Consider the following 23207-nt stretch of genomic DNA (forward strand, 5'->3'; position numbering starts at 1 on the left):
CTGTTATTTTTTTATATTTATTAATTCGAATTTTTAGTTGACACCCGCTATGACAGGGATTACAATAAATCTCGAAATTGATTTTTTCGCATATTACCGTTTTTCAATTTGCAGAAAAGTCAATATAAAAAAATGGGGGTTTCTTAACATGAGAATTAATACAAACATTAACAGCATGCGTACTCAAGAGTACATGCGCCAAAACCAAGCAAAAATGAGCAATTCTATGGACCGTTTATCAAGCGGTAAACGTATCAACAACGCTTCTGACGATGCAGCAGGTCTTGCAATCGCAACTCGTATGCGTTCACGTGAAGGTGGCTTAAACGTTGCAGCCCGTAATACAGAAGACGGTATGTCTTTAATTCGTACAGCTGACTCAGCTTTAAACTCTGTGTCAAACATCTTACTTCGTATGCGTGACCTTGCAAACCAATCTGCAAGTGGTACTAATACTGATAAAAACCAAGCTGCAATGCAAAAAGAATTTGATCAATTAAAAGAACAAATTCAATACATTGCGGACAACACTGAGTTTAACGACAAAAAACTATTAGACGGATCTAATAGTACTATTAATATCCAAACTCTTGACTCACATGATAAAAATAAACAAATTACAATTTCACTTGATTCTGCATCACTTAAAAACTTAGATATTAAAGATTTAGCAATTGGCTCAGCAACAATTAACCAAACTGATCTTGATACTGCTACTAATTCTATGAAACGACTAGCTACTCCAGCCACAGATGGAAAAGTACTAGCTCAAGACATTGCAGATGCAAAAGCAGCCTTTAACAAAGTCCAATCTGCTTATACGCCAGCAGAAGTTGATAAAATTCAAGATGCTTTCAAAGCTTATGATAAATTAGCTGCTGATCCAGCATCAAAGGATACTGATATTGCAGATGCCGCAAAAAATGTTAACACTGTATTTGGAACATTAGCAACACCTACGGCAACAAAATTTGATCCATCTTCTGCTGTTGAAAAAATCGACAAAGCAATTGAAACAATTGCTTCTAGCCGTGCTACTTTAGGTGCTACATTAAACCGCCTTGACTTTAACGTAACAAACCTTAAGAGCCAAGAAAACTCTATGGCAGCTTCTGCTTCTCAAATCGAAGACGCTGACATGGCGAAAGAAATGTCTGAAATGACTAAGTTCAAAATCTTGAACGAAGCTGGTATCAGCATGCTTTCTCAAGCAAACCAAACTCCACAAATGGTTTCTAAATTATTACAATAAGCCATTTGAGTTAGTTTCCTGAATAAACCTCTCTGCTTGCAGAGAGGTTTATTTTTTCTATATAGATAGATTGAAAGATTTTTTTAGCTTAAAGAGAAGCTCTAGCCATATTTAGTAGCGGTCAGGGCCTATTTTATTCTCGTTCCGTGTATGAAAACAAAAAGATAAAGTGAGCATAAGTCTCTTTTTCTCTTCATAACCGTTTATTAGCTTTAGAACACTGACTATATCAATCTATAAGGAGTGTCTATTATGCGTATTGGTACGAATGTTTTAAGTAGGAATGCTAGGCAGTCGTTGTATGAGAATGAGAAGCGTATGAATGTGTCAATGGAGCATTTGGCGACTGGTAAGAAGTTAAACCATGCTTCTGATAATCCCGCTAATGTTGCAATTGTGACTCGTATGCATGCGAGAGCAAGTGGTATGCGCGTGGCGATTCGTAATAATGAGGATGCGATATCGATGCTTCGCACGGCCGAAGCTGCCCTTCAAACTGTGACGAATATTTTACAGCGTATGCGTGATTTGGCCGTTCAATCCTCAAACGGTACAAATTCAAATAAAAACTGTCATTCGCTGAATAAAGAGTTTCAATCTTTAACAGAACAAATTGGCTATATTGGCGAGACGACTGAGTTTAATGATTTATCCGTATTTGACGGTCAAAACCGCCCTATTACATTAGACGATATCGGTCATACAATAAATATGACGAAACATATTCCCCCTTCCCCTATACAACATGACATCAAGATTTCAACGGAACAAGAAGCAAGAACGGCAATTCGTAAAATCGAAGAGGCTTTGCAAAGTGTGTCACTTCATCGTGCCGACCTTGGTGCAATGATAAATCGTTTACAGTTTAATATTGAAAATTTAAATAATCAAAGTATGGCGTTAACAGATGCTGCATCTCTAATTGAAGATGCAGACATGGCGCAGGAGATGAGTGATTTTTTAAAGTTCAAATTATTGACTGAAGTTGCACTTAGTATGGTTTCACAAGCGAACCAAATTCCGCAAATGGTCTCTAAACTACTACAATCATGAAAATTAATCTTCCTTCTTTGGAACGATTCCATACAAAACAAAAGGGAAATACATATAAACTATGTATCTCCCTTTTATTTTGTACCCAAATTTTATTACTGTGTTACCGTCATAACTTGTCCGCTACGGTCAACCATTATTTTCATTTTTCCGTCTTGTGCATTATATAGCCCAAGTTTATGTAATTCCATTTTACAATCTTGTACGAAAGTTGGTAATTTACGAATTTGATCGATATCAGAACTTGTAATGAAATGAATTAAAAGCTGCGTCATACCTTTAATATCTTGTACAAGCTCTTCTTTCTCTCGTTTTAGCCTTTCATTTTCTAGTTGTAACGACTGCAATTCATCTTCTAGACTACGTGTGTTCTTTGCTTCTCTAGAACGCCCTGCTGCCATGCTAGAAAGCTTATAAATACCTTCCATAAACTGATGTAGTTCGTCTTCTTTCCTTTCACTACATTGATTAATTGTTTCAAAGTTATCAACGATACCAGATATAACTGTTACAAGATTTTTTTCATCCTCTTTATGCTGGATTTCTTCTTTTAATTCGTACTCGTTTTCTTGTTTTCTTGCAACGATTGTCTCTTTTACTGGTATATATTTTCGCTTTCGTCCTGGTTTTTGTTTTTCAATATTTTCAAACGGTATTTCACGTTTTTTTAATTTATAATACGTATTTTGCAATTGACTTTCTGTTTTTGGAAAAAGATTTAGTTCATTTTTACTTACGTATTTTGAAATATTTAAAATGTTTAAACCGTGACGTTGACAAAATTGATACACTTCATACAGTAGCTCTAGTTCAGACTTCAGCCATGTAATTGCTGATTTTTCATATGCTCGCATCCCGCCATTTTTTTCTATATCTATTTGAAATAATACCATTCTATTATGTAAATCAACTAACTCTTCATACTTTACTTGGAATTCTTTTTCTATTTTTTTAATTTCCGCTTCTAGTTGCATATCGTTCATTTTATTATTTGACATGTTTTGTAAAAGACCTAATACATTAATTGCTGTGTGGTGATACATAATCTGTGCCACTCCCCCTCATCCTTTCACAATTCTCATCTGACTCCCATGTCTTTTAAGAAAATAGCAATTTTTACATATCCATATTATAACAGTTCGAAATTATCTGTCAAATAATAAACATACAAAAATGTATAGAAAGTATAAAAATTTGGAAAATGTTTTTTATTAATATGCAAAATTGCATATTAATTACATTTAATTATATTATATGGTATTTTGAATATTTTTTCACCGAAAAAATTTGCGTTACCACGAAATGTTACTAAAGTAATCCAAAAAATACGTTCACTTATATTTTTAAATTAAAAATCTTCAAATAAAGATTTTTTCATACATACAGCGCCAAACACCCCAGAAAGCTTTCATTTTTCTACCAGCTTAAAGTATAGAATACTAAAAAGGAATTAGCCATATGTAGCATTGGCTAATTCCTTCCTCTCTCTAACAGAATAGAGTTATAAACCCAGTCTTCAAATCCTCAATCAAAGTCTCACTTCTTCTTACCTAAAACTACTTCATACCTCTGAACTCACATCGCATGAGACTCTATTAAGCACTGAAAACTTCCTTACATAAGTAGTTCCTCTATTCCTACTAAATAGAAAAATGTTATACGCCAGCTCTTCTACTTACCTATAACCACTCCATATCTCTGGTCTCAACATCGCATAGGGCTCGACCGCTCAACACTTAGCTAGAGCTTCTATTCCGGCTAAATAGAAGCTTTTAAAGCACTAACTTATCAACTAAACCAATTAGCTCTTGAATATCTGGCTTACTTACTTGAGCATTTGCTCCTACAGCTTCACCTTTATGGAATAATTCATTTGTAATTAATGAAGAGAAAATAATGACTGGTAGACGATTCATTACTTCACTATCCTTAACCACTTTCGTTAAATGATGTCCATCCATTTTTGGCATTTCAATATCGGTAATTAGCAAGTGAATATGTTCAAACATTTTCTCTCCTTGCTCTTTCGCTAATTTTTCAATTTGCGCTAACGCTTCTGCACCATTGCTGAAGAAGTTCATTTTCGTATATCCAGCTGATGATAATGTTTCTTCTAATATTTGACGAAGCATCGCTGAATCTTCTGCAATATAAATTACTTTTTCAGCTCGATCTGTTTTTTGTTCTAACCCTGCAATTGATTTATTGTCATAACCAGTGCCGCTAATTTCACATACAATTTTTTCATAATCTAATAATAAGATGATTTTTCCATCTAGTTTTACAATACCAGATGTCGTTTCTTCTAGTCCCATAGATAATGAAGCTGGTTCATCAATTTGTTCCCACGAAATACGTTGAATACGATGCACTTCATCCACGCGGAAAATAACTTTCATTTGGTTTAATTCTGAGATGATAAATTTCGTTTGATCAAGTGGCTTTGTTGACTTTAAATTAAGAGCCATTGCCAAGTTAATAACAGGTAAAATTTCACCACGTACTTGAACAACACCTTCAACTGCATGATGAGATTCTGGCACAGTTGTAACAGGAAATGGATTAATGATTTCACGTACTTTCATTACATTAATACTAAATAGGTTTTCACCAACAGTGTACGTAACAATCTCTAATTCATTTGTTCCGCTTTCTAATAAAATACTTTGTGCTTGTGACATAAAGGTGTCGCTCCCCTTCCATTAATTCCGTATATCTAATTATTAAGCTTTACAAAAGAGAAAAAGTCAACTACCTATATAAAAAATATAGATAGTCGAACGATTCATTTTATAAAAAAAACAATTAATCTTGTATAAACGAAGCAAGTGCCTCTAATAAAACTTCTTGTGCACCTACAATTTCCGTCGGCATTGCTTCCCATTTTTTCGAAAGCTCTGTCTCTACTCTTATTCTCAGTTCAGAATTCATTTCTGCTAGCACATATTCTTTCGTTGCTATATCAACATCAAGTAGCGCGAGTGCATATAATTCCGGGTCATTTATTTTTTCGAATAATCGCTTTAATACTGCCGGTGCTATATGTTTTAATTTTTCAATATGAATTTCCTTATCCGAAAATAGTAACTCATATTGAATAAACGTAACATTTTCTTTAATCACTTTAAAATAACAATTATTTTTTTTATCATTCACAAAATAACCGTTTGGATCTGCGATAATACTTTCTACTTTACGAATTAAATCTGGCAAACTATTCGCCGCCATTACAGTCCGCTGCTCAACCTCACTCGGCGAAATGAATGTAACGCGATACTTATTTTGCGCCATCCTCCTCACCTCTCCTTTTATAGAAATTCAGTCTAATTGTATATACAACTACCTTAAATTAACTTAAAACTATTTTATATTACCACTTCTTACACTACCACACTACTCTAGTAACGCTACATATCTCTGGTCTTATACATCGGTCGGGACTCTATTAGGCACTAACCGCTCCAAAACATCGCCAGGTCCTCTCTCAAAACCTAAAAAGTGCTTTTAAGAACCTTTCAATAACTCTATGTTATTAAACCAAAACGCTATCTGCTGATCCGTAATATTTGGCAACATAACAAAAAACTCACGACACTTCATCTCATCCTTAAACAGTTGATACTTCCAAACAGTATCGCTACCAACACTTATGAAATAAAACTCATGGATACGGCCAATGATTGCTTGTTTTTCGCCAAATGAATACGGTGGCACTTGCTTAATTTCAAATTGATCTGGTAAATATACATGCTCTTCTCGTTCTATTTTTAATACTTGCTCGGCAAGTTCACGTTTATTTTCGAAAAAAGGCAATTGTAAAATTCGCTCTTGTCTTGTCATACGAATAAAAAACCCTTTCTACTCCATTACATTTTTTCCATGCGATATATATTATCGAATTAAGTTTACAACTTCATTTAATACTTCATCTGAAACTTTAATAACTTTCGCATTTCCTTGGAATCCGCGTTGATATAACATTAAGTCAACGAATTCTACAGATAAATCTACGTTTGCACCTTCTTGTGCACCACCACGTACTTTACCCGCACCGTTTTGACCAGATGTACCAAGAGCTAAAATACCTGTTGTATTCGTTGCTGTATAGTTACCATTACCTGTTTTCATTAGTCCGCCTTCGTTCGGGAACATCGCAACAGCTAATTGGCCTGCAGATTTCATACTTCCATCAGAATATTTTACCATCACATATCCACCGTCAGCAATGAAGCAATCTTTAACCGTCGCTGCTGCTCTACCATCTACGTCTGTTACTGATAATGTTTTATCTGTTGGATGATTTGTTAAATGGCTTAAGTCTAATTTTATAGAGCCGCCATCAAATGGAATATTAGCTCCTTGCTCTTTCGGATTTGGATTTCCAACAGCATCAAATGTCATATTACCACCTGCACCTGGAACATCTTTAAACTCTGTTTCTTTTTTCGAGTCATTGCGCATTTGTACTTTATATGTATAGTTATGTTCACTCGTTTGTTTAAACTCTACACGCATTGTCCATGTATTCCCCGCATTATCATATACAGGTAAATCTTGTGTAATTTGTTTTTCACCAGTTGGAATATTTCCTTTAATTGTCCCTTTCGATGTTCGAATACCACCAATTGCTGTTCCCATTGGAATTTGCAACGGTCCTGGAATTCCAGATAAATCAACTTCACCAGTTGCCTCATTTGCAGGGTATGCAAACACGTATTGACCTTCAGTATTCGTAATATAGTAATCTGAAGATATCCCAAACGTACCTTTACGAGTAAATTCCATATTTCCGCCTTTTGAATCACCTACAACGAAGAAACCATTACCTTCCATTGCTGCTTGTGTTTTGCCACCTGTTAACGTAATTGTACCATCACTATAATCCGTAACCGTACCACTCATTTTCACACCGTTACCAATACTTTTCGGATTCGTTCCTGCGTATTTACCGTCACCTTTTGCACCAATCGAATTGTTATATAGTAAATCATCAAACATTGCTTTTTGTTTTTTATAACCTACTGTTTGTGCATTGGCAATATTATTTGAAGTTACACTTAATGCATTTTGTGTTGCATTCATCCCTGTAATACTTGTATATAACGCTTTAATCATAACGTATGGACACTCCTTATGAATTTGTATTTTTTACTTCTTCAGTTACTTTTTGATCGTCTTTCTTTGCGTCTTCTGGGTTCGTTTCCCCAATCGGTTTATCAGACACTCTCTCAACGAAACGAAGAGAGACAACTTTATTATTAATAACGAGCTGTACATCGTTATTTTCCGCAAGACGAACTGTTTCTACTTGACCGGTTACTTTGTTTCCGTCACCGTCAACACCTCTTACGTATTTCCCTAAAAACTTCATTCCACCATCAAGTGCTGTTGAATACATCGTTGATTGCAGCTTATCTACTGCTTTCGTCATATTCTGTACTTGTTCCATAAGAGATAACTGCGCTGTCTGATTCATCATTTGATTCATATCCATCGCATTAAATGGATCTTGATGTTGGAAACTTGATAAAAACAATTTTAAGAAATCATCTTTCCCCATTACCCCAGGAGTCTTTTGCGCTCCTGCTGAAACTCCATTACTTTGTTGCACTGGCGATTGTACACCATTAACAGGTACATTACTTTTTTGCGCTCCTGCTTGTAACGGAATATGATTTGTACTCGTTGTATTTAATCCAACTGTTGGCACGCTTTATTCCTCCAATAATCCCGCAAATTCTGTTGATTGTTGTTTTTCATGATTTGTATTTGCTAATTTCTGTTTTTGCCTTTGCTCTTGTTCTCGCTGTTCTTTACGATTTTCATCTTTATCTGAATAGCTAATTTGAATATTGATTTCTTTTTCTTTTAACTTTAATCTCAATTCATCAAAAATGATTTCAACACGTTTTTTCGCATCGTGTTTTTCCATTTCTACGTGAACGTCAATTTGATCTCCGTGTTTTTTCATAAACACTGTTAATGTACCAAGTTTTTCTGGATTTAACTGGAATAAAACACGTTCTTGTTTCACTACAAATTTTTGCAGCGCTTCTACTTGCGCTTCCATTTTCTTTCCTAAGTCAGGTAACGAAACTTTCTCAGCACCACTATTTGATTTCCCTATTTGTTCGGTACTCGTCGTTTTATTTAATAATTCTGCACCTGCAGAGCTCGAATCGTTTAATGCATCAACTTCTGGCAACTCTACCTTTGCATCATCGCTCTCAAGTTTCGGAAGATCTACCTCTTTAAACTCTTCTTGTTCCTTTGCAATATTACAAGTTTCTGTTTCTACAACCTTCAATGCTTGCATCGTTTGCTCTGGCATCTTCATTTTGTCTAATACCATTTGCATTGTATCTTCTAAACATATAGCATTTTTGATATTCATATTTGAAAGAAGTTCTTGTAATTGTTGTAATTCAGCTGCAGGTAATTCATTAAGTTTAATATTGCCATATTCTTTATATAGCTCTTGTATTTTTTGTATGTATTGATATAACAATTCCGGCTGCACATGTAATTGCTCAATTGCAACCATTTGCTCAGATACAGCTAATAACAACTGTTCTGTCTCTTTTTTTTCTTCTTTCTTTACAATAGGTTCTTCTTCCGTTACCGATTTTTTAGAAAGAATATAATCTTTTCTCTCTTCTTTTGGTGCTTCTTCTCGTTTCGTTTTCTCCGTTTGCGGCTGTTTTTTATTTTCCATTCTCATCGTACGATCGAATGAAGAATCTTCATTTTTTGATTGTACTTCTAGCCCTTTTTCTTTTTGCGGAGGTAAACTTTGTTGCACCGGTAATACAGACTGTATCACTACATTCACCTCATCCATTCATACACATTTTCAAATCCAGAAGCATTTTTTCTTCCAGCTTTTCTTGTTCTTTCGCAAGCTTTTTGCAATCTTCTTGATACATCTCATCAATGACACGTTCTTTTTCTTTTACTTGCTCTAAAAGGCTTTCATTTTTTTGAATAAAACCTTCCGTTTTTTTAATTTTTCGATTCCATTCTTCTATTCTTTCAGGTGAAAACGTATGTGAAGAAAGCATGCCAGCCATAATACGTTGCCCAGTTTGTACGACTTTACTACGCGATTTCACAACATATAAATCATATTCTTTTTTTTGTTCTATTTTTCTTTTTTCAGCTGTTAATTCATACACTTCTTTTAAAATATGTTCTTTTTCTTGGTTTATTTGCAATTTTATTGTGTCGTACTGCTGTTTATCCACCTGTTTTCATAGCCCCTTTCTATTATAACGTTCTCTTTTTCTATTATATAGTTTTTTTCCAAAAAAATCTGTGAAATATTAAAAAACAAAAAAATAAGACCTCTTGGGCAGAGGCCTTATACTATATGCTGTATCGCTTCAACGATATCATCAAATTGGAAACTATCCGATCGACCTTGCTTTAAAAATGTATTTATGCCTTCTACTTTATTTTTACATTCAAAAATATAAGCATTTTCTTCATTTTCTTGAATCGTTCCTAGCTTAAAATACAATTCATTTTCTTTATAAATTGATAAAATCTTTCTCATTTCATTTGCAAGTTGCCAATGATGTGGCGAAACAATTTCTTCCATAATCCTACTTACTGAATCTAATACTGAAATTGCAGGATAATGACTAAGCGTTGCAAGCTCACGCTTTAATACGATATGTCCATCTAAAATACCACGTGCTAAATCTGGTACAGGACCATTTAAATCATCCCCATCAACAAGCACCGTATAAATACCTGTTATAGATCCCTTTTGTGTTTTTCCGGACCGCTCTAACAACTTCTTCATATAACTTTCCATTAACAGTGTTTTACCACCAATCGGTAATTCTTTAACAGCAATATCAACACTTCTTCGTGCATCGGCAAAACGAGTAACAGAGTCCATCATAAGTAATACGTTATTACCTTGATCACGGAAGTATTCAGCAATAGACGTTGCGAGTTTCGCTGCACGAAGTTGCATAAGATGACTTTCATCTGACGTCGCTACAACAACGACGCTTTTTCGCATCCCTTCTTCGCCTAACTCTTTTCGAATAAAGTCTTTTACTTCCCGGCCACGTTCCCCTACTAAACTAATAACATTTATATCAGCTTTTGCATTTTTTGCTATCATTCCAAGTAAAGTTGATTTACCAACACCTGACCCAGCAAAAATACCAATCTTTTGACCGATACCAATTGTTAGCATAGAATCAATTGATTTTATTCCTGTTTCAAATACATCGGTAATCTCTTCACGTTCAAATGCATGTATAGGTGGTGCATCTAGTTTTATTTTCTGTAATGGAATGTTTTCAGCTTCCTCATTTAACACTTCACCATTTGCACTTAACACTTTTCCGAGCAAGTGATTACCACGTGGTACAACAACATCTTCTGAAACTAATGTCACTGAATCTCCATAACATACTTTTTCTGTCTGTTCAAATGGAAGTAGCATATTATTTTCTTTTTCAATGGCAATCACTTCACATAAGACGTTATGTTCTCCAACGAAGCAAACATCTCCGATCTTCGCTTTCGGCCCTTTTGCTACGAAAAACTGTTCTTGTACACTATGAACTTTGCCTACTTTCGTATATAGCGGTGTTTTAATGAACTTATTCCATTTTTCGTTCTCATTCATTAACAGGCGGCTCATACATTTTGCTCCTCAAATAACTTCTCTTCTTCCCATTTCTGACGAAGTTTCGCAAATATAGGTGCAAATTTAAATTCAAAGAACTCTTTCTCTTCTTCCAGAACAAATTCACCAAACTGCAGGGAGAAATCATATTTCCATTCTACTAATTGTAGTAACCAATATTCTTTCGTATTCTCCTTCTCTTCTTGAATACGTTCAAACGTTTCTGGATGTACTGTAATGATTAATTTTTCAAACGAAGTTGGCAATGTTTGCACGATGCCAGTTAAAATAGGTAACACATCAAGCAATCGTGAATCTACCGCTTGATTCACGATTTTTTCTGCTAGATGAAAAGATTGATCCCATAACAACTCTGTCCATTCATACGCTGTTTCTTGTTGTTCTTTTTGAAATTGCACACGCGCTGCTTCCATCTGTTCCATTTGCTCATGAATATGCATTTGAAATTGTTCTTTATCTTGTAATAACTGCTGCCGCTCTCGTTCTAGCATTTGCTTCTCTTGCCTTAGCTGATTCATTTCCATATGTAACGATTCTTGCTGGGCGCGAAGTTCTGCATGATCAGCTTGTAATTCTTGCTCTTCTATTTGAACTGAAGCTGGTTTTGGAAATTGTAATTCATACGTTTCTTCAGAAAAAGAAACAGAATTCTTCGGAATTCTGTTTTTAAATAAGGACATCCTCTTCACCTCTTTGAACGATAATTCTTCCTTCTTTCTCTAGCTTTTTCACTGTACCAGTGATCGTTTGCTGCGCTTTTTCAGCATCCGTCATCTTAAGCGGTCCTAAGCCATCTAATTCTTCTAGAATCATCTCTTTACGGTTTGAAGACATACATGTAAATAATTTCTCTTTAATTTCTTCTTTTGCAATTTTAAGTGCTTTCGCAAGAACACCGTTATCTGTAATTTCTTCTAATACACGGCGAAGCGCAAGATCTTCAAGACCAAGTAAGTCTTCAAAGACAAACATATTTTCTTTAATTTTCTCAGATAACTCATAATCGACTTCATCCAGCTTTTGAAAGACTGTTTTTTCAACACCTCGTGAAACATTATTTAAAATATTTACGATTGTTTTCAAGCCATCAGTTTTATTAATTGCACTAAATGCCATATTATTTAATTTCGATTTTAACAACTCACCAATTTGATTAATTAACTCACCATCAACTTGTTCTAGTTTCGCTATACCCATTACCGTTTCAACGCGCTTATGATCTGGCAATCTCTCAATTAATTGAGACGCAAGTTGCGGTTTAATATAAGAAGCGATAATTGCAATTGTTTGTGGTGACTCATCATTAAGCACTGTAAGAAGTGGCTCTAAATCTGTAAGTGAATTTAAGAACTCAAACGGATTATCTTTGTTATACCAAAGATCTTCCAATAATTTTTCCAGTTCGTCTTCTGGCATGTTTTTAAATATGCGACGAATGTATTCTTTATCTGGAGTGACTAAGTTCAATTCTTTTACATTTAGTTCATATAAGAACTCTCCTAGTACATTTTCTAACGTTTCTGGTTTGTATACACGAAACTTTGCGATTTCACGAAGTAATACTTCTTTTTCCTCAGCTGTCATATATTCAATGACTTTTGCTGCCACCCCTTCTTCTAATGTACGAATAAGGATGGCAGCTTTTTCTTTGGAGGAGATTTCATCTAACATCGTTGTTCCTCCCTTACTGTCCGTTTAACCATTTTTTAATTACTTTTGCAGTACCTTCTACATGTTCTTTCGTAGCATCCTGCACTTGTTCATCTAACGTTGGTTCTTTCGGTTCTTCTGGTTCAGGTTTTGGCTCTGGCACTATTTTTTCTTCAGGAATTTCCAAGATACTTTCATTACTTGCAGCAATTTCCTCTTCTGCTAAGTATTCTTCATATTCCTCTTCTTCTTTCTTTCTCTTACGTCTTGCTAATAAGAACCATACTAGGCCACCGATTGCTAATAAGCCAGCTGTAATTCCACCGAATAACCACCAGTTCATACCACTTTTTTCTGGCTCTTTCTCTTTTTCGGCTTTCGGCTGATCGAACTGAACAGTTACAACGTTAACTTGACCATTTATAAAGTTACCGTTCGGATCAGCTTGAAGTCCTGCCGCTGTTCCGATTGCTTCTTTAAAAGTTGTCATATCAATTCTACGTTTTACTAACGTATCATTATCTACCCATACAACAACATTCGTTTTCGTTAATTCTGGGTGTTTCTTAATTGTTTCAACTGTTTTATCTATTTCATAATTTTCAATTTTGTTGCCATTTTTATTATCGTAGACAACTTTACCATTTTGATTATTGTTCGTACCGTAATTTGGCACTTCACCGTTAGCTGTAATACCAGCACCTTGCTTCGTATCTGCCCCTTCTTGCGCAGTAGAGCTTTCCTCTTGCTCTTGTTTACTACGAAGTACACCTTTATCACCATACTTCTCTGACTGACGTGTAACTTCATCGTAGTTTACAGATACTTTCGTATTCACTTTATATTCATTCGGTTTAAACATCGTCATTAACGTTGCATCAATGTCTTGCTTTAATTTACCTTCAAGTTGGTGCTGCATCTCTACTTCTTTCTCATAAGAAGAGGAACTACTAGAATGTGCTTCATCTGCTCCTTTTGAGATAACACCTTTTTTACTATCAATAACACTTACTTCTTCTGCTTTCACACCAGGAACCGCTGCACTAATCATTTGCTGTATACCTGCAACTTGATCAGCTGTTAACAATTGTCCACGCTTCACTCCAACGGTAATCGCCGCTGTTCCTTTTGCTTTTTCTTCATCAAAAATTGTCTCTTTTTCAGGCAATGTAATTTGAACATTTGCCGTTTCAACTGTCGCAAAATTTCTTACAATATCTTGCTCCAATTGCTTCTTCGTACCGACAATTTGCTTCATTTTTTTATCTTGTTCACTTGAACCGAGAGAGCTTTCTAATAAAATTTCTTCACCGCTTTTCGAATTAAACGGTAAGCCCATCCCATTCATTTCTTTTCGAACCCATGGAGCATCATTCTTTTGCACACGAATTGAACCATCGGCCGCTAATTGGTAATCGACACCTAACTTCGATAATTCTGCTGTAATCTCTTGTTTATCTGCATCATTTAAATTTTGATATACAACAACATATTTATCTGGCAAGGTGAAGTATAAAAGTGCTCCTGTTACAATCGCTAAAAGCGCAGCACCGATTACTAACTTATGCCACGTTTTTAACGATTGGATAACATTTTTCATCTTTTCCATTTAAACACACCCGTCCACTTTCCTAAATTTGCATATTAATTAGTGACTTATAATTTTCAATAAGATTATCACGTACGAGAGCAGCCGTTTTCATTTGAGACTCAGCTTTCTTTTGCTGAATTAAAACGTCATGTGTTTCTCCTACCCCTTTAGTTAGTAAATCATATACTGCTGTTTGTGCATTGTTTTGTGTTTGATTCATATCTTCCAATAAATCAATAAACTTTTTCCCCTCAACTACAGATGTTTGAGAAGTTTTCGGTGCACCAATTGACTGAATTGCTCCAAATGGTTGTGTATGTAACATTGGTTGAATTTTCATATTACTATCTTCCCCCTTATCCTCGGCCAATTTCTAAATCTTTATCAAGCATTTTTTTATTCGCATTTAATACACTCGTATTCGCTTCATACATTTTTTGAGCAACCATTACATTCGTCATTTCAGCAGTTACATCAATATTGGGATAACGTACATATCCTTCTTCATTTGCGTGCGGATGCGTCGGATCATACACTAAATTTTCCGTTTTGTCTGCTTCAATACTTTTTATTTTTACTCCATTAGTAGGAGCCCCATCTAACATACTTGCAAAACTATTGTTTGATTCTAACACCACACTACGACGCTCATATAGATCTGCCCCCGGAGCCGCCGTCGTATTTGCATTTACAATATTGTTAGAAGTAACTTCCATCCACTTTCTCGCTGTCGTTAGTCCTGAGCCACTTGCATTAATTGCCTGAAACATCCGTTGTCTCTCCTTCTACTTTTAACGTCCGCGTGCCGCTTGGTTAATTGCATATTGTGTATTAATTGCGTTAATTGAAATACCGTATAACTGATTTGCTTTCATTAAATCTAGCATTTCTGTCGTTACATCCACACTATTTCCGTCTTTATTCGTTTGCATTGATTTTGTTTGAATCTTTGCATATGTATTTTTCGTATTTACTGTCGGTAAGTGCATTTCATTCGTTTGATATAAATCTGGATTGCTCTTTAAATCAGCCGCATTATTTTTATATAATGCACTACTTTTATTCATCTGCTCAACAAATGTTACATCCTGTGCTTTATAGCCAGGTGTATTTGCATTTGCAATATTACTAGAAACAGTATTTCGTTTCGTCACTAAATAATTCATATAATGGCTTACATCACTCACTAAATCTGGCATATTCCACACCCTTTCTTTTCTAACGTAATGATCCACTGATAGAAGTTTCACTTCATTATTTATTTTCTTATATGCGTTTATTAAAATATTTACTATTATGTACCCTTACATATTTTATTCCATTTTTTCATTGTTGTCTTTAGAAAAATACAAAAATATAAAAAAGAATGCAAAAAACTGTATACACTTAGTAATCTATAGAACATTTCAATATATAAACTACAAACTAAAGTCCATTTTTCTATTATTTAGATTACTATTATTTTTTCATCACAGTCATAAAATGAAACCTCAATCAGTGGAGTTCTTTATGTAAACGAAGGAATAGACCCCCTTTTAAAAGGGGAATCTGTTTCCAGACGTTATTATTAATATTTACCGTAAAATGAATTAGCCTTCATTCGCCCATTGTTTTCCATAATCATTTCTTCTAAAATCCTTTGCTTATCCCGAATATGCTGAGCTGCCTTAATAATTAGCGGGCTTACTTCTATTGCAACTTGCGCACGCGTTTCTTCATCCAATGTCATCATCCAGCGATTTAACATCTCACTCTTCTCAGCAAACTCTCTATCTGACACTTGCAATTCACCGATTTCATTAAAACAGTCGACAAACGTCCGATAAATATCATTGTTCATTTTCAAGTGCTCCGCGGTAGCCGTCTATTAAATCTTGTAACACTTTCACAATTGCATCAATATCTTTCGCTTCACGCGTTACTTTCATCGTTTGAATTTGAATGCTAATCCAATCATATAAACCATAGAGACTGTCATATAAATCTTTCGTAATCTCAGGATTTAATTGAAGCTTTAGTTCTTCAAAAATACGTTCTAATTTTTCAAGAAGTGCGTCCCCTTCTTGTAGTTTAAAAGTATGTAAAAGTTCTTCTAAATTACGAAACTCTACAATACATCTTTCATAAATAAAAATTGTATTTTTAATTGGGTTACTCGTCATAATATCATTTTGCATATAACGTTGCCATGCTTGCATACGATCACTTCCTCAACTTTCATTAATCATCACTTTTTTGTTTTGTCATTGCTTTAATTGTTTTTAGTTGGCTATCAAGCGCCGCCAATGTACTTTCTAGCTTTTGATACTTCTTCACAATTTCATCTTGCTTTTGTTTATTTTGCATATCAATATCGCTAATTTTTCTATCTAAATCACTTACACGCGAATCTATACTCTTTACTCGTTCCCCAACGACACCTTTATCACCGAAAAGCTTTTCAAGCGGGGCCTCCATCATTTTCCCTAAACCATTTGAGCTAAAGAAAAACTGTTTAGCTGTATCTGGCTTTTCTTTTAATGCCTTTGTTAGAGCTTCATCATCGACTTCTAATGTCCCATCCTGCTTTATTTGGATACCAAAATTAAATAAATAATTATCATCTTGAGAAAATGTTACAACGCTATTCATTACTTGACGTATGCTTTGCATAATTACTTGTCCCTGGAAGGCTCCACCTTTTCCAGCAAAAAGATCTACTGTAGAAACCGCTTTATTATAATCTGCCACCATTTTTTTAATAAGGTTGGATGCGTCGGTTACATTTGAATCACTTACTGTAAATTTTAAATCTATTCCTTTTGTGTCTGTACCAGTTCCACCGTCCGTTACCTTCGATTCAGTTACTTTTAATAACTCCACTTTTACACCAGGGAGTGTTTCAATTGTATTACTAGCACTTTTCCCTTCAATGCCATTAATACTGTATATTGCATCCTGTGCTTCATTAATGACGTTCACTGCTTTACCATCCACTGTAGATAAACCCATTTTTTGGAACAAATCAGATTTTTCACTTGTAAACTTAATTTTGCCTCCCATTCCCTCATTTTTAGCAGACATAAATACTTTGCCACCAAGCGTATATGCAGAAACACCATAGTCACCATCATTAATTTTATTAATTAAGTCCTTATAAGTCATATCCGTTGTTACTTTAAGTGGTTTCCCATTAATTTCTAATGTTTCTTCTGCAGGTAATTTTTCATCAATTTTAATATCATTTGAAGCAATTTGATGGCGTTGCGCAAGTTGCTTAATTGTCATATTGAATGTTCCCGAGATTGCTCCGCCATCAGCTATTACATTAATATAGCCATCCTGTGTTGTTGTAACTTTTTTTTCATTTCCTTTAAATGATGCTAAGTTTTTAAATGTTTGTGTAAAAGAACTAAATTCTGTTTTTAAACTTGTGTATAATTGTTTATCTTGTGTAAGTTGTTGTTTTTCCGTTGTATAGGGTGTTTTTTTCATATTTAATGCTTGTAGTTCTAATTCTACAAGATTAGAAGTATCGATCATATTATTTCCGAGGTTCCAAATTTGTTGTCTACCGCCAATACCTGTTAATGTTCCTGCCATGTTGTATCACTCCTTATTCGTTTACATATAATCTAAAATGCTCGTTTTACTCATCGTACTAACTGCTTTAAGCGTCGCTTCATACGTTGCATTTATATATGCTAAGTCAGAAATTGCGACCGCTAAATCGACATCCTCAATTTCTTTACGATTTTCTTGAAGCGCTAAATTTTGTTCACTTAAAATTGTTTTAAACGTCTCCATTGTGTTCATTGTTGAACCAACTTCAGTTGTACGGTTAATGATGCCATCTAAGTTTTTCTTATTTTCTCCTAATAACGGTTGTAACGCTTTTTGGTCACCTTTTTGCATCGCTTCGCTCATCTGTTTTAACGTTTTTATAACCGGGGATAATAATGCTTCTCCGTTACGGAACGCTTTGAATTCATAACCGTCATTTAGTTGCCAGTTCACATCATTTTTTCCGCCCTGGTATGTACCATCTTCTGTAAATGGTGGCTTCTCTGCACTATCACCACCGAAAATATAACGGCCTTGCTCTTTCGTATTCGCTAAATATACAACTTGTTTTAAAATTTGATCAATCTCTGCACCGATTGCTTTCAATTCTTTTTCACCATTTTGCTCACTTAATGCTTGTACTGTTAATTGATCTGCTCTCGTTAAAGATTTCAAAACACCTTGTAAAGTATTTTCAGTTTGTGTTAATACATTTTTCGAATCCGCTATATCTTTTTGCATTTGCTCCATATTTGCCAATGAATGTTGAATCGCAAATGATTTACTCGCTGCAAGTGGGTCTTCACTCATAAGAAGATTTTTCTTCCCTGAAGTTACTTGGTTTCTATGGTATTGTTGTTGCACATTCAAATCCATTAACTGATTCTTTGCCCAGTTTGCATTTTGAAATGTAGATACTCTCATTTCTATCTCCTCCTTATATATTTCCAATCAATTACTATCACTTATCGAATAATCGAAAATAGACTATCAAACACTTCATTCATCGTAGTAATAGCTTTAGAATTTGCGACGAAGTATTTTTGGAAGGCCATTAAATTTACCATTTCCTCTTCCATATTTACCCCTTCGACGCTCATTTTTTCTTGCTGAATACCTTCTAGTAAGTCTCCATGAATTTTTTGATAAGCATTCACTGCACTTTTATCAGAGGCTACACGAACTATAAATTGGTCTAATGCTTGTTTATAAGAAAGACCTTCTTTATAATCTCCATCTGTAATTGCTGCTAGTTTATTTGCTGTTTCAGCAGACATTTTCATTTTCGAAACATCTTTTTGGAATTCTGGATTTAACTTCATCTCTTTCGCATAATCTCCAACGAAGAAATCTTTTCCCATCACTGTATTCACTTGATTTTTCATTGAACTCATTAAGTCTTCGAGATTTTTTTTATAATCAACAATCTTCGCTTTCGTATCAATCGCTGATTTTATCGCTCCGCTAGTTACAGAGATTTCTGAACCGTAAATCTCAACTGACATTGGGTCTTTTTCTTTATTTAATTGAAGTGGATATGTATCTTGTCCATTTACTGTTAAAATACCATTCATTCTAACACTCGCGATATTAGGATTCATAGATTCATAAGATACTTCGATGTTTGCATACTTAGACATCTCTGTAACGATGCGATCTCGTTCGTCTAAAAGTTGATTCGGCACTTGTGTACCCGCTTGTCCAATTTTATGATTCGCTTCTGCTAAACTAGCAGCCAGACGATTAAATTCATTAACATGCGCTTCAATATCTTCTGCCGTCTGCGCTTCCACTGTATCTAAGTTTTTCGCAAGACGATTTACTTGACTAGTGAACTTCCCAGTTTCAGAAATTAATGTATCGTAGTAGTTTGGTTGTTCTGGATTTTTTGCTACTTCACGAAAGGCATTAAAGAAACCGTCCATTAAACTAGATAATGAATTCTTCCCTGTCGTTCCAACCATAGACTCTACACGTGATAAAGTCGAATTCATGTAGTTATAGTAAGAGAGCTGAGATAATTGATCATTAAACTGCTTCGTTTTTACCTCATCAGTAATACGGTCAACACCTAGCGTTTGTACACCGTAACCAATTCTCTGTTCTGGCGTATGACCATTGCTTGCTCCAACAGATCCGTAATTCACCATTTGACGAACATAACCCGGTGTATGAATGTTAGACAAGTTTTGTTTCGTTGTTTGTAACCCCATTTGAGCCGCTAACATGCCCGATAGCGGTGTATTATAATCAGATAATCTCATAAAGCTTCACTTCTCCTTTACAATAGTTCGTTCATAAAGATTTGCGAATTATTGTTTCGCTCTAAGTTATATTCAGAAACAGAATCCACAATACTTTCTGTAGTTTTTAATAGTACGTTTAAGTAATATTGATTTTTCAAAAGAAGCATTTTTACATTCTCTTCTAATTCAGTTACGTTTTTTTGTAATTCTTCCATTTTTTCAATTTCTTCTTGAGAAAAATACGAAAATAACGCACTTACACGAAACGATTCAACCCCTTGTTCTTTACAGAACTGAACAACCATTTCTTCTAATGAGCTTGATAACCCTTTTAAACCATCAATGTACTGCAATTGCTCTACTTGCAATTTTTGAACTGCATTTACATTTTTATTTTTTAAATTCTCATATATTTGCTCTCCAAGCGCTTGAATATTTTCATACGCTTTTTGAATAATAACGAGTTTTTCATATAATTGTATGTACATATAGCTTCCTTTCTTTTACAAGACTAAATTCACAATTAAACCATGGATTTCTCCAATTTGATTTAACATTTCTAAATGTCCTGTTTTCGTATTAATTAAATTCATAACATCTTCTAATTCATTCAATCCCATTTCTGCCTGTTTCACAATCGTCATTTTCTGTGAATATCCGTAACGCGGGTGACGAGACATGACATCTTTATACTGCAATACATTATCAACGTAAAAATTCAAAAATGATTTTACTGTATTTTTGTATTCCATTACATTATCAAGCGTTAATTCCATTTCAATTTTCTCTTTAATTTCTCCAATATTATCGACAAACGCTTCCATTTGTTCTAGCAATTTATCTTTTTTCGGATCTGCATGCAAATTATCCGAAAATGCAAGTCCTGTCCTGACATTTGCTTCTTTCGGCATTTGAGTAGCAGGCGGTATATGCGATAAAATTGGATTATGCGAGATAGAACGTAGCATATATATCACCTATTTATTTTTTTATTTCTTCCTAAACTTAATCGTAAAATCCAGTTATTTATAATTATACTCTGAACAGTAATATTTTGCAGTTATTTTTTATAAAAGATATGTTACAATTTAGCATGAGGTGGCACAATTCTATGAATATTTTCCTTTGTGGTTCAAATCAATTAACAGCATTAGATCAAGAAGAAATTAAAAAATTTTTAACTGACTATGCTCACAAACATAAAATTTACATATTATGTTATAAATCTATCGAAAATGAGGTTCTTCGTTTTTTCGTTGAGAATGAAAGACTCGCTCAAAATTTATGCCTTTACACGCTGCAACCATTACAAGCAATAACAGATGAATTTCAAGAAGTCGTTGATTACTTAAAAAAGCACGGAGCCGAATATGTTGCTTTTGATCATCCTTCTGACTCCATTTACCGATCAGATTATATGTTTTTTGTTAAACAAATTATTGAAGACACTGATTTAGTTCTCTGTTTTTATAACGGGGACAAACATACATCTGTCATCCCTGTCGATGTCGCAAAAGAAGCAGGTATTGATGCTGTCATTTATGATTTACCAGGATTACATGAAAAACAAATGAAAAAAAGCTTTGAACAAAAAATTCGTATGATGTAAAGGGGGAGGCACAATATCATTATTGTGCCTATTGTAAATATGATAATTGAACAAGATTATGATCATTTTATCGCGAGTTTTAAACAACAATTCAATATGGATATCGCTTCGTATAAGCAAGATAGAATGCGCCGTAGAATCGATGCTTTCATTTCGAGAAAAGGCTTTGAAAACTACACTAATTTTTTAAACAAATTACGTGCTGATCAAAATTTATTTTTAAATTTTATTGACTATATTACAATTAACGTTTCAGAGTTTTTTAGAAATAAAGAACGATGGCAAACTTTAGAGTCGAAAGCACTACCAAAATTACTCGAACAAAATAGCGGAAAATTAAAGGTATGGAGTGCCGCTTGCGCTGCTGGTGAAGAACCGTATACACTCTCTTTAATTTTATCAAAGCATCTAGCTCCATTCCGTTTTGAAATTCAAGCAACAGATCTTGATTTTCATATTTTAGAAACTGCAAAACGCGGTCAATATACAGAACGTTCGTTAAAGGAATTACCTACTGATTTGAAAGAACGTCATTTCACAAAAGAGAATGACATATATTCATTGCATCAAAACATTAAACAAAACGTCTCGTTTAAACAACATGACCTTTTAATGCAGTCATTCGATACAAATTATGATTTGATTATTTGTCGCAACGTAATGATTTATTTTACCGAAGAAGCAAGAGTAAAACTTTACGAAAAATTTAGTCGTTCTTTACGAAAAGGCGGTGTACTATTTGTTGGTAGTACAGAACAAATTTTAACACCCGAACGTTACAATCTTCAGCGATTTGATACGTTCTTCTACGAAAAAATATAAAAGAGGTCGTCACAATGGAGTGACGACCTTTTTACATAACTCGAATTAAAATAATACCGACAATCCATATGAAGAGAAAAAGAAACGTCATAGACCATTTATGTTCTTGCATCGTTTGTTTCAACGCCTGTGACAATTGTGTCATGTTCATTTCCGCAAGCGCTCTCCATACACTTACATCCCGATCTTTAGCAATGCGGTCTGTAACGCTAATTAAAATCGTTTCGTTAGACAATTTTGTTATATAAGCAGTAATTACCGTTACCATCAAATTTATATTTCCTTCTGAAGAATCACTTTCCACTCTAGAGATGAGTGCACTTACATCTAGTAAAGGAATATGTACTTTTCTACCAAATGATAGTTGCACTTCAGCGAAATCATATGTTCCATCTAACAAAGGAAGTTCTTTTATGTGCGCCTGCTTAATAAGTCCTTGTAGGCTTCTAATTACTTGTTCAAACACTTTTTCTGATTGCTTTCCTTCTTGAGATAACGTATGTAACTTTTTAAAAAGTTGTAACACTGTATCCATCTCTTTAGAAAGTATTTCCTTCATAATCTTTCCATCACTTAAACTTGCAAGTAAAATACCTATTTCATTATTTTTCGAAATAATTTTAGACTGTCCAGTAAACACTAAATTGCTACGCTTTCGTTCTTTCTGGATTTCATGTTCCGAAATAGCTGCAGGCTGTTTTAATGGTTGTAGCGTCTTATCTTCAATTGTCGTACGTTTAATCTCCATTTAAGCGCCTCCACTACTATGA

27 protein-coding genes are annotated in these 23207 nt (G+C 34.5%); 4 read left to right on the plus strand and 23 right to left on the minus strand.

Annotation, left to right across the window (positions count from 1 at the left end; genetic code table 11):
* The first annotated feature begins 148 nt into the window (after positions 1-148).
* Positions 149-1252 carry a flagellin N-terminal helical domain-containing protein gene (locus tag ACS2CR_RS15680; protein WP_053514210.1) on the plus strand — a complete coding sequence of 368 codons (1104 nt, stop codon included), beginning with the start codon at positions 149-151 and terminating at the stop codon, positions 1250-1252.
* A gap of 252 nt (positions 1253-1504) precedes the next feature.
* Positions 1505-2305: a flagellin N-terminal helical domain-containing protein gene (locus ACS2CR_RS15685; protein ID WP_044584278.1), complete on the plus strand. Its 801-nt coding sequence runs from the start codon at positions 1505-1507 to the stop codon at positions 2303-2305.
* Positions 2306-2400: 95 nt separating this feature from the next.
* Here the strand turns inward: ACS2CR_RS15685 and ACS2CR_RS15690 are convergent, their stop codons facing one another.
* The 22 genes from ACS2CR_RS15690 to ACS2CR_RS15795 form a co-directional block, all read right to left on the minus strand.
* The gene (locus ACS2CR_RS15690) at positions 2401-3348 is read right to left on the minus strand and encodes a DNA-binding domain-containing protein (RefSeq protein ID WP_153602571.1); all 948 of its coding nucleotides are present in this window, start codon (positions 3346-3348) and stop codon (positions 2401-2403) included.
* Positions 3349-4077: 729 nt separating this feature from the next.
* The gene (locus tag ACS2CR_RS15695; protein ID WP_000075943.1) at positions 4078-4986 is read right to left on the minus strand and encodes a chemotaxis protein; all 909 of its coding nucleotides are present in this window, start codon (positions 4984-4986) and stop codon (positions 4078-4080) included.
* A 124-nt stretch (positions 4987-5110) separates the two neighbouring features.
* Positions 5111-5596 (minus strand): hypothetical protein, encoded by a 486-nt coding sequence (locus ACS2CR_RS15700; protein ID WP_053514211.1) that lies wholly within the window; start codon positions 5594-5596, stop codon positions 5111-5113.
* A 213-nt stretch (positions 5597-5809) separates the two neighbouring features.
* Entirely contained in the window at positions 5810-6145 is a 336-nt protein-coding gene (locus tag ACS2CR_RS15705) for a DUF3964 family protein (protein WP_000198169.1), read from the minus strand.
* Between the two features lie 51 nt (positions 6146-6196).
* Positions 6197-7420: a flagellar hook protein FlgE gene (locus ACS2CR_RS15710; RefSeq protein WP_000588321.1), complete on the minus strand. Its 1224-nt coding sequence runs from the start codon at positions 7418-7420 to the stop codon at positions 6197-6199.
* A 16-nt stretch (positions 7421-7436) separates the two neighbouring features.
* Positions 7437-8015, minus strand: coding sequence for a flagellar hook assembly protein FlgD (locus tag ACS2CR_RS15715; protein ID WP_001143460.1), 579 nt, complete (start codon positions 8013-8015; stop codon positions 7437-7439).
* Positions 8016-8018: 3 nt separating this feature from the next.
* Positions 8019-9128 (minus strand): flagellar hook-length control protein FliK, encoded by a 1110-nt coding sequence (locus tag ACS2CR_RS15720; RefSeq protein WP_016117521.1) that lies wholly within the window; start codon positions 9126-9128, stop codon positions 8019-8021.
* Between the two features lie 10 nt (positions 9129-9138).
* Positions 9139-9549 carry a hypothetical protein gene (locus ACS2CR_RS15725; protein ID WP_053514212.1) on the minus strand — a complete coding sequence of 137 codons (411 nt, stop codon included), beginning with the start codon at positions 9547-9549 and terminating at the stop codon, positions 9139-9141.
* Between the two features lie 116 nt (positions 9550-9665).
* Complete coding sequence (fliI, locus tag ACS2CR_RS15730; protein ID WP_000088699.1) at positions 9666-10970, minus strand: flagellar protein export ATPase FliI; 1305 nt, start codon at positions 10968-10970, stop codon at positions 9666-9668.
* The gene (locus tag ACS2CR_RS15735; RefSeq protein WP_000051705.1) at positions 10967-11656 is read right to left on the minus strand and encodes a FliH/SctL family protein; all 690 of its coding nucleotides are present in this window, start codon (positions 11654-11656) and stop codon (positions 10967-10969) included. Before ACS2CR_RS15735 ends, fliI begins: the two co-directional genes overlap by 4 nt.
* Entirely contained in the window at positions 11643-12647 is a 1005-nt protein-coding gene (gene fliG, locus ACS2CR_RS15740) for a flagellar motor switch protein FliG (RefSeq protein ID WP_000883364.1), read from the minus strand. The genes ACS2CR_RS15735 and fliG overlap by 14 nt, the downstream gene beginning before the upstream one ends.
* A gap of 13 nt (positions 12648-12660) precedes the next feature.
* Positions 12661-14235, minus strand: a complete 1575-nt coding sequence (locus ACS2CR_RS15745) for a flagellar M-ring protein FliF C-terminal domain-containing protein (RefSeq protein WP_053514213.1) — start codon at positions 14233-14235, stop codon at positions 12661-12663.
* 22 nt (positions 14236-14257) lie between these two features.
* Positions 14258-14557, minus strand: a complete 300-nt coding sequence (gene fliE / locus ACS2CR_RS15750) for a flagellar hook-basal body complex protein FliE (protein ID WP_000701672.1) — start codon at positions 14555-14557, stop codon at positions 14258-14260.
* Between the two features lie 16 nt (positions 14558-14573).
* On the minus strand, positions 14574-14987 hold the full coding sequence (flgC, locus tag ACS2CR_RS15755; protein ID WP_000484680.1) for a flagellar basal body rod protein FlgC: 414 nt from the start codon (positions 14985-14987) through the stop codon (positions 14574-14576).
* A 21-nt stretch (positions 14988-15008) separates the two neighbouring features.
* Positions 15009-15467, minus strand: a complete 459-nt coding sequence (gene flgB, locus ACS2CR_RS15760) for a flagellar basal body rod protein FlgB (protein ID WP_374050086.1) — start codon at positions 15465-15467, stop codon at positions 15009-15011.
* Positions 15468-15784: 317 nt separating this feature from the next.
* Positions 15785-16057, minus strand: coding sequence for a hypothetical protein (locus ACS2CR_RS15765; protein ID WP_006922667.1), 273 nt, complete (start codon positions 16055-16057; stop codon positions 15785-15787).
* Complete coding sequence (fliS, locus tag ACS2CR_RS15770) at positions 16047-16415, minus strand: flagellar export chaperone FliS (protein ID WP_001149516.1); 369 nt, start codon at positions 16413-16415, stop codon at positions 16047-16049. The genes ACS2CR_RS15765 and fliS overlap by 11 nt, the downstream gene beginning before the upstream one ends.
* A gap of 22 nt (positions 16416-16437) precedes the next feature.
* Positions 16438-17799, minus strand: coding sequence for a flagellar hook-associated protein 2 (locus tag ACS2CR_RS15775; protein ID WP_053514215.1), 1362 nt, complete (start codon positions 17797-17799; stop codon positions 16438-16440).
* A 21-nt stretch (positions 17800-17820) separates the two neighbouring features.
* The gene (locus tag ACS2CR_RS15780) at positions 17821-18684 is read right to left on the minus strand and encodes a flagellar hook-associated protein 3 (RefSeq protein WP_001266413.1); all 864 of its coding nucleotides are present in this window, start codon (positions 18682-18684) and stop codon (positions 17821-17823) included.
* Between the two features lie 41 nt (positions 18685-18725).
* Complete coding sequence (gene flgK, locus ACS2CR_RS15785; protein WP_053514216.1) at positions 18726-20024, minus strand: flagellar hook-associated protein FlgK; 1299 nt, start codon at positions 20022-20024, stop codon at positions 18726-18728.
* A gap of 17 nt (positions 20025-20041) precedes the next feature.
* Positions 20042-20494: a hypothetical protein gene (locus ACS2CR_RS15790; protein WP_000275885.1), complete on the minus strand. Its 453-nt coding sequence runs from the start codon at positions 20492-20494 to the stop codon at positions 20042-20044.
* 15 nt (positions 20495-20509) lie between these two features.
* Positions 20510-20974 carry a YaaR family protein gene (locus ACS2CR_RS15795; protein WP_000946323.1) on the minus strand — a complete coding sequence of 155 codons (465 nt, stop codon included), beginning with the start codon at positions 20972-20974 and terminating at the stop codon, positions 20510-20512.
* Positions 20975-21117: 143 nt separating this feature from the next.
* Here ACS2CR_RS15795 and ACS2CR_RS15800 point away from each other — a divergent pair, with 143 nt between their 5' ends.
* Positions 21118-21615 (plus strand): flagellar motor switch protein FliG, encoded by a 498-nt coding sequence (locus ACS2CR_RS15800; protein ID WP_001020110.1) that lies wholly within the window; start codon positions 21118-21120, stop codon positions 21613-21615.
* A 39-nt stretch (positions 21616-21654) separates the two neighbouring features.
* Positions 21655-22437 (plus strand): protein-glutamate O-methyltransferase CheR, encoded by a 783-nt coding sequence (cheR, locus tag ACS2CR_RS15805; RefSeq protein WP_000582877.1) that lies wholly within the window; start codon positions 21655-21657, stop codon positions 22435-22437.
* Positions 22438-22468: 31 nt separating this feature from the next.
* On the opposite strand, the gene ACS2CR_RS15810 is transcribed toward cheR, so the two are convergent.
* Positions 22469-23185 carry a hypothetical protein gene (locus ACS2CR_RS15810; protein WP_000403960.1) on the minus strand — a complete coding sequence of 239 codons (717 nt, stop codon included), beginning with the start codon at positions 23183-23185 and terminating at the stop codon, positions 22469-22471.
* Positions 23186-23207 lie beyond the last annotated feature (22 nt).

Origin of the sequence: Bacillus cereus group sp. BceL291, from assembly GCF_051776705.1 — a bacterium.
GTDB classification, from domain to species: domain Bacteria; phylum Bacillota; class Bacilli; order Bacillales; family Bacillaceae_G; genus Bacillus_A; species Bacillus_A cereus.

What these genes read in the sequence shown, in the direction of transcription:
- ACS2CR_RS15680 (WP_053514210.1), top strand. Translation starts at nt 149, where the DNA reads ATGAGAATTAATACAAACATTAACAGCATGCGTACTCAAGAGTACATG.
- ACS2CR_RS15685 (WP_044584278.1), top strand. Translation starts at nt 1,505, where the DNA reads ATGCGTATTGGTACGAATGTTTTAAGTAGGAATGCTAGGCAGTCGTTG.
- ACS2CR_RS15690 (WP_153602571.1), bottom strand. Translation starts at nt 3,348, where the DNA reads ATGTATCACCACACAGCAATTAATGTATTAGGTCTTTTACAAAACATG.
- ACS2CR_RS15695 (WP_000075943.1), bottom strand. Translation starts at nt 4,986, where the DNA reads ATGTCACAAGCACAAAGTATTTTATTAGAAAGCGGAACAAATGAATTA.
- ACS2CR_RS15700 (WP_053514211.1), bottom strand. Translation starts at nt 5,596, where the DNA reads ATGGCGCAAAATAAGTATCGCGTTACATTCATTTCGCCGAGTGAGGTT.
- ACS2CR_RS15705 (WP_000198169.1), bottom strand. Translation starts at nt 6,145, where the DNA reads ATGACAAGACAAGAGCGAATTTTACAATTGCCTTTTTTCGAAAATAAA.
- ACS2CR_RS15710 (WP_000588321.1), bottom strand. Translation starts at nt 7,420, where the DNA reads ATGATTAAAGCGTTATATACAAGTATTACAGGGATGAATGCAACACAA.
- fliI (WP_000088699.1), bottom strand. Translation starts at nt 10,970, where the DNA reads ATGAGCCGCCTGTTAATGAATGAGAACGAAAAATGGAATAAGTTCATT.
- ACS2CR_RS15735 (WP_000051705.1), bottom strand. Translation starts at nt 11,656, where the DNA reads ATGTCCTTATTTAAAAACAGAATTCCGAAGAATTCTGTTTCTTTTTCT.
- fliG (WP_000883364.1), bottom strand. Translation starts at nt 12,647, where the DNA reads ATGTTAGATGAAATCTCCTCCAAAGAAAAAGCTGCCATCCTTATTCGT.
- ACS2CR_RS15745 (WP_053514213.1), bottom strand. Translation starts at nt 14,235, where the DNA reads ATGGAAAAGATGAAAAATGTTATCCAATCGTTAAAAACGTGGCATAAG.
- fliE (WP_000701672.1), bottom strand. Translation starts at nt 14,557, where the DNA reads ATGAAAATTCAACCAATGTTACATACACAACCATTTGGAGCAATTCAG.
- flgC (WP_000484680.1), bottom strand. Translation starts at nt 14,987, where the DNA reads ATGTTTCAGGCAATTAATGCAAGTGGCTCAGGACTAACGACAGCGAGA.
- ACS2CR_RS15765 (WP_006922667.1), bottom strand. Translation starts at nt 16,057, where the DNA reads ATGAACAATGATATTTATCGGACGTTTGTCGACTGTTTTAATGAAATC.
- fliS (WP_001149516.1), bottom strand. Translation starts at nt 16,415, where the DNA reads ATGCAAGCATGGCAACGTTATATGCAAAATGATATTATGACGAGTAAC.
- ACS2CR_RS15775 (WP_053514215.1), bottom strand. Translation starts at nt 17,799, where the DNA reads ATGGCAGGAACATTAACAGGTATTGGCGGTAGACAACAAATTTGGAAC.
- ACS2CR_RS15780 (WP_001266413.1), bottom strand. Translation starts at nt 18,684, where the DNA reads ATGAGAGTATCTACATTTCAAAATGCAAACTGGGCAAAGAATCAGTTA.
- flgK (WP_053514216.1), bottom strand. Translation starts at nt 20,024, where the DNA reads ATGAGATTATCTGATTATAATACACCGCTATCGGGCATGTTAGCGGCT.
- ACS2CR_RS15790 (WP_000275885.1), bottom strand. Translation starts at nt 20,494, where the DNA reads ATGTACATACAATTATATGAAAAACTCGTTATTATTCAAAAAGCGTAT.
- ACS2CR_RS15795 (WP_000946323.1), bottom strand. Translation starts at nt 20,974, where the DNA reads ATGCTACGTTCTATCTCGCATAATCCAATTTTATCGCATATACCGCCT.
- ACS2CR_RS15800 (WP_001020110.1), top strand. Translation starts at nt 21,118, where the DNA reads ATGAATATTTTCCTTTGTGGTTCAAATCAATTAACAGCATTAGATCAA.
- cheR (WP_000582877.1), top strand. Translation starts at nt 21,655, where the DNA reads ATGATAATTGAACAAGATTATGATCATTTTATCGCGAGTTTTAAACAA.
- ACS2CR_RS15810 (WP_000403960.1), bottom strand. Translation starts at nt 23,185, where the DNA reads ATGGAGATTAAACGTACGACAATTGAAGATAAGACGCTACAACCATTA.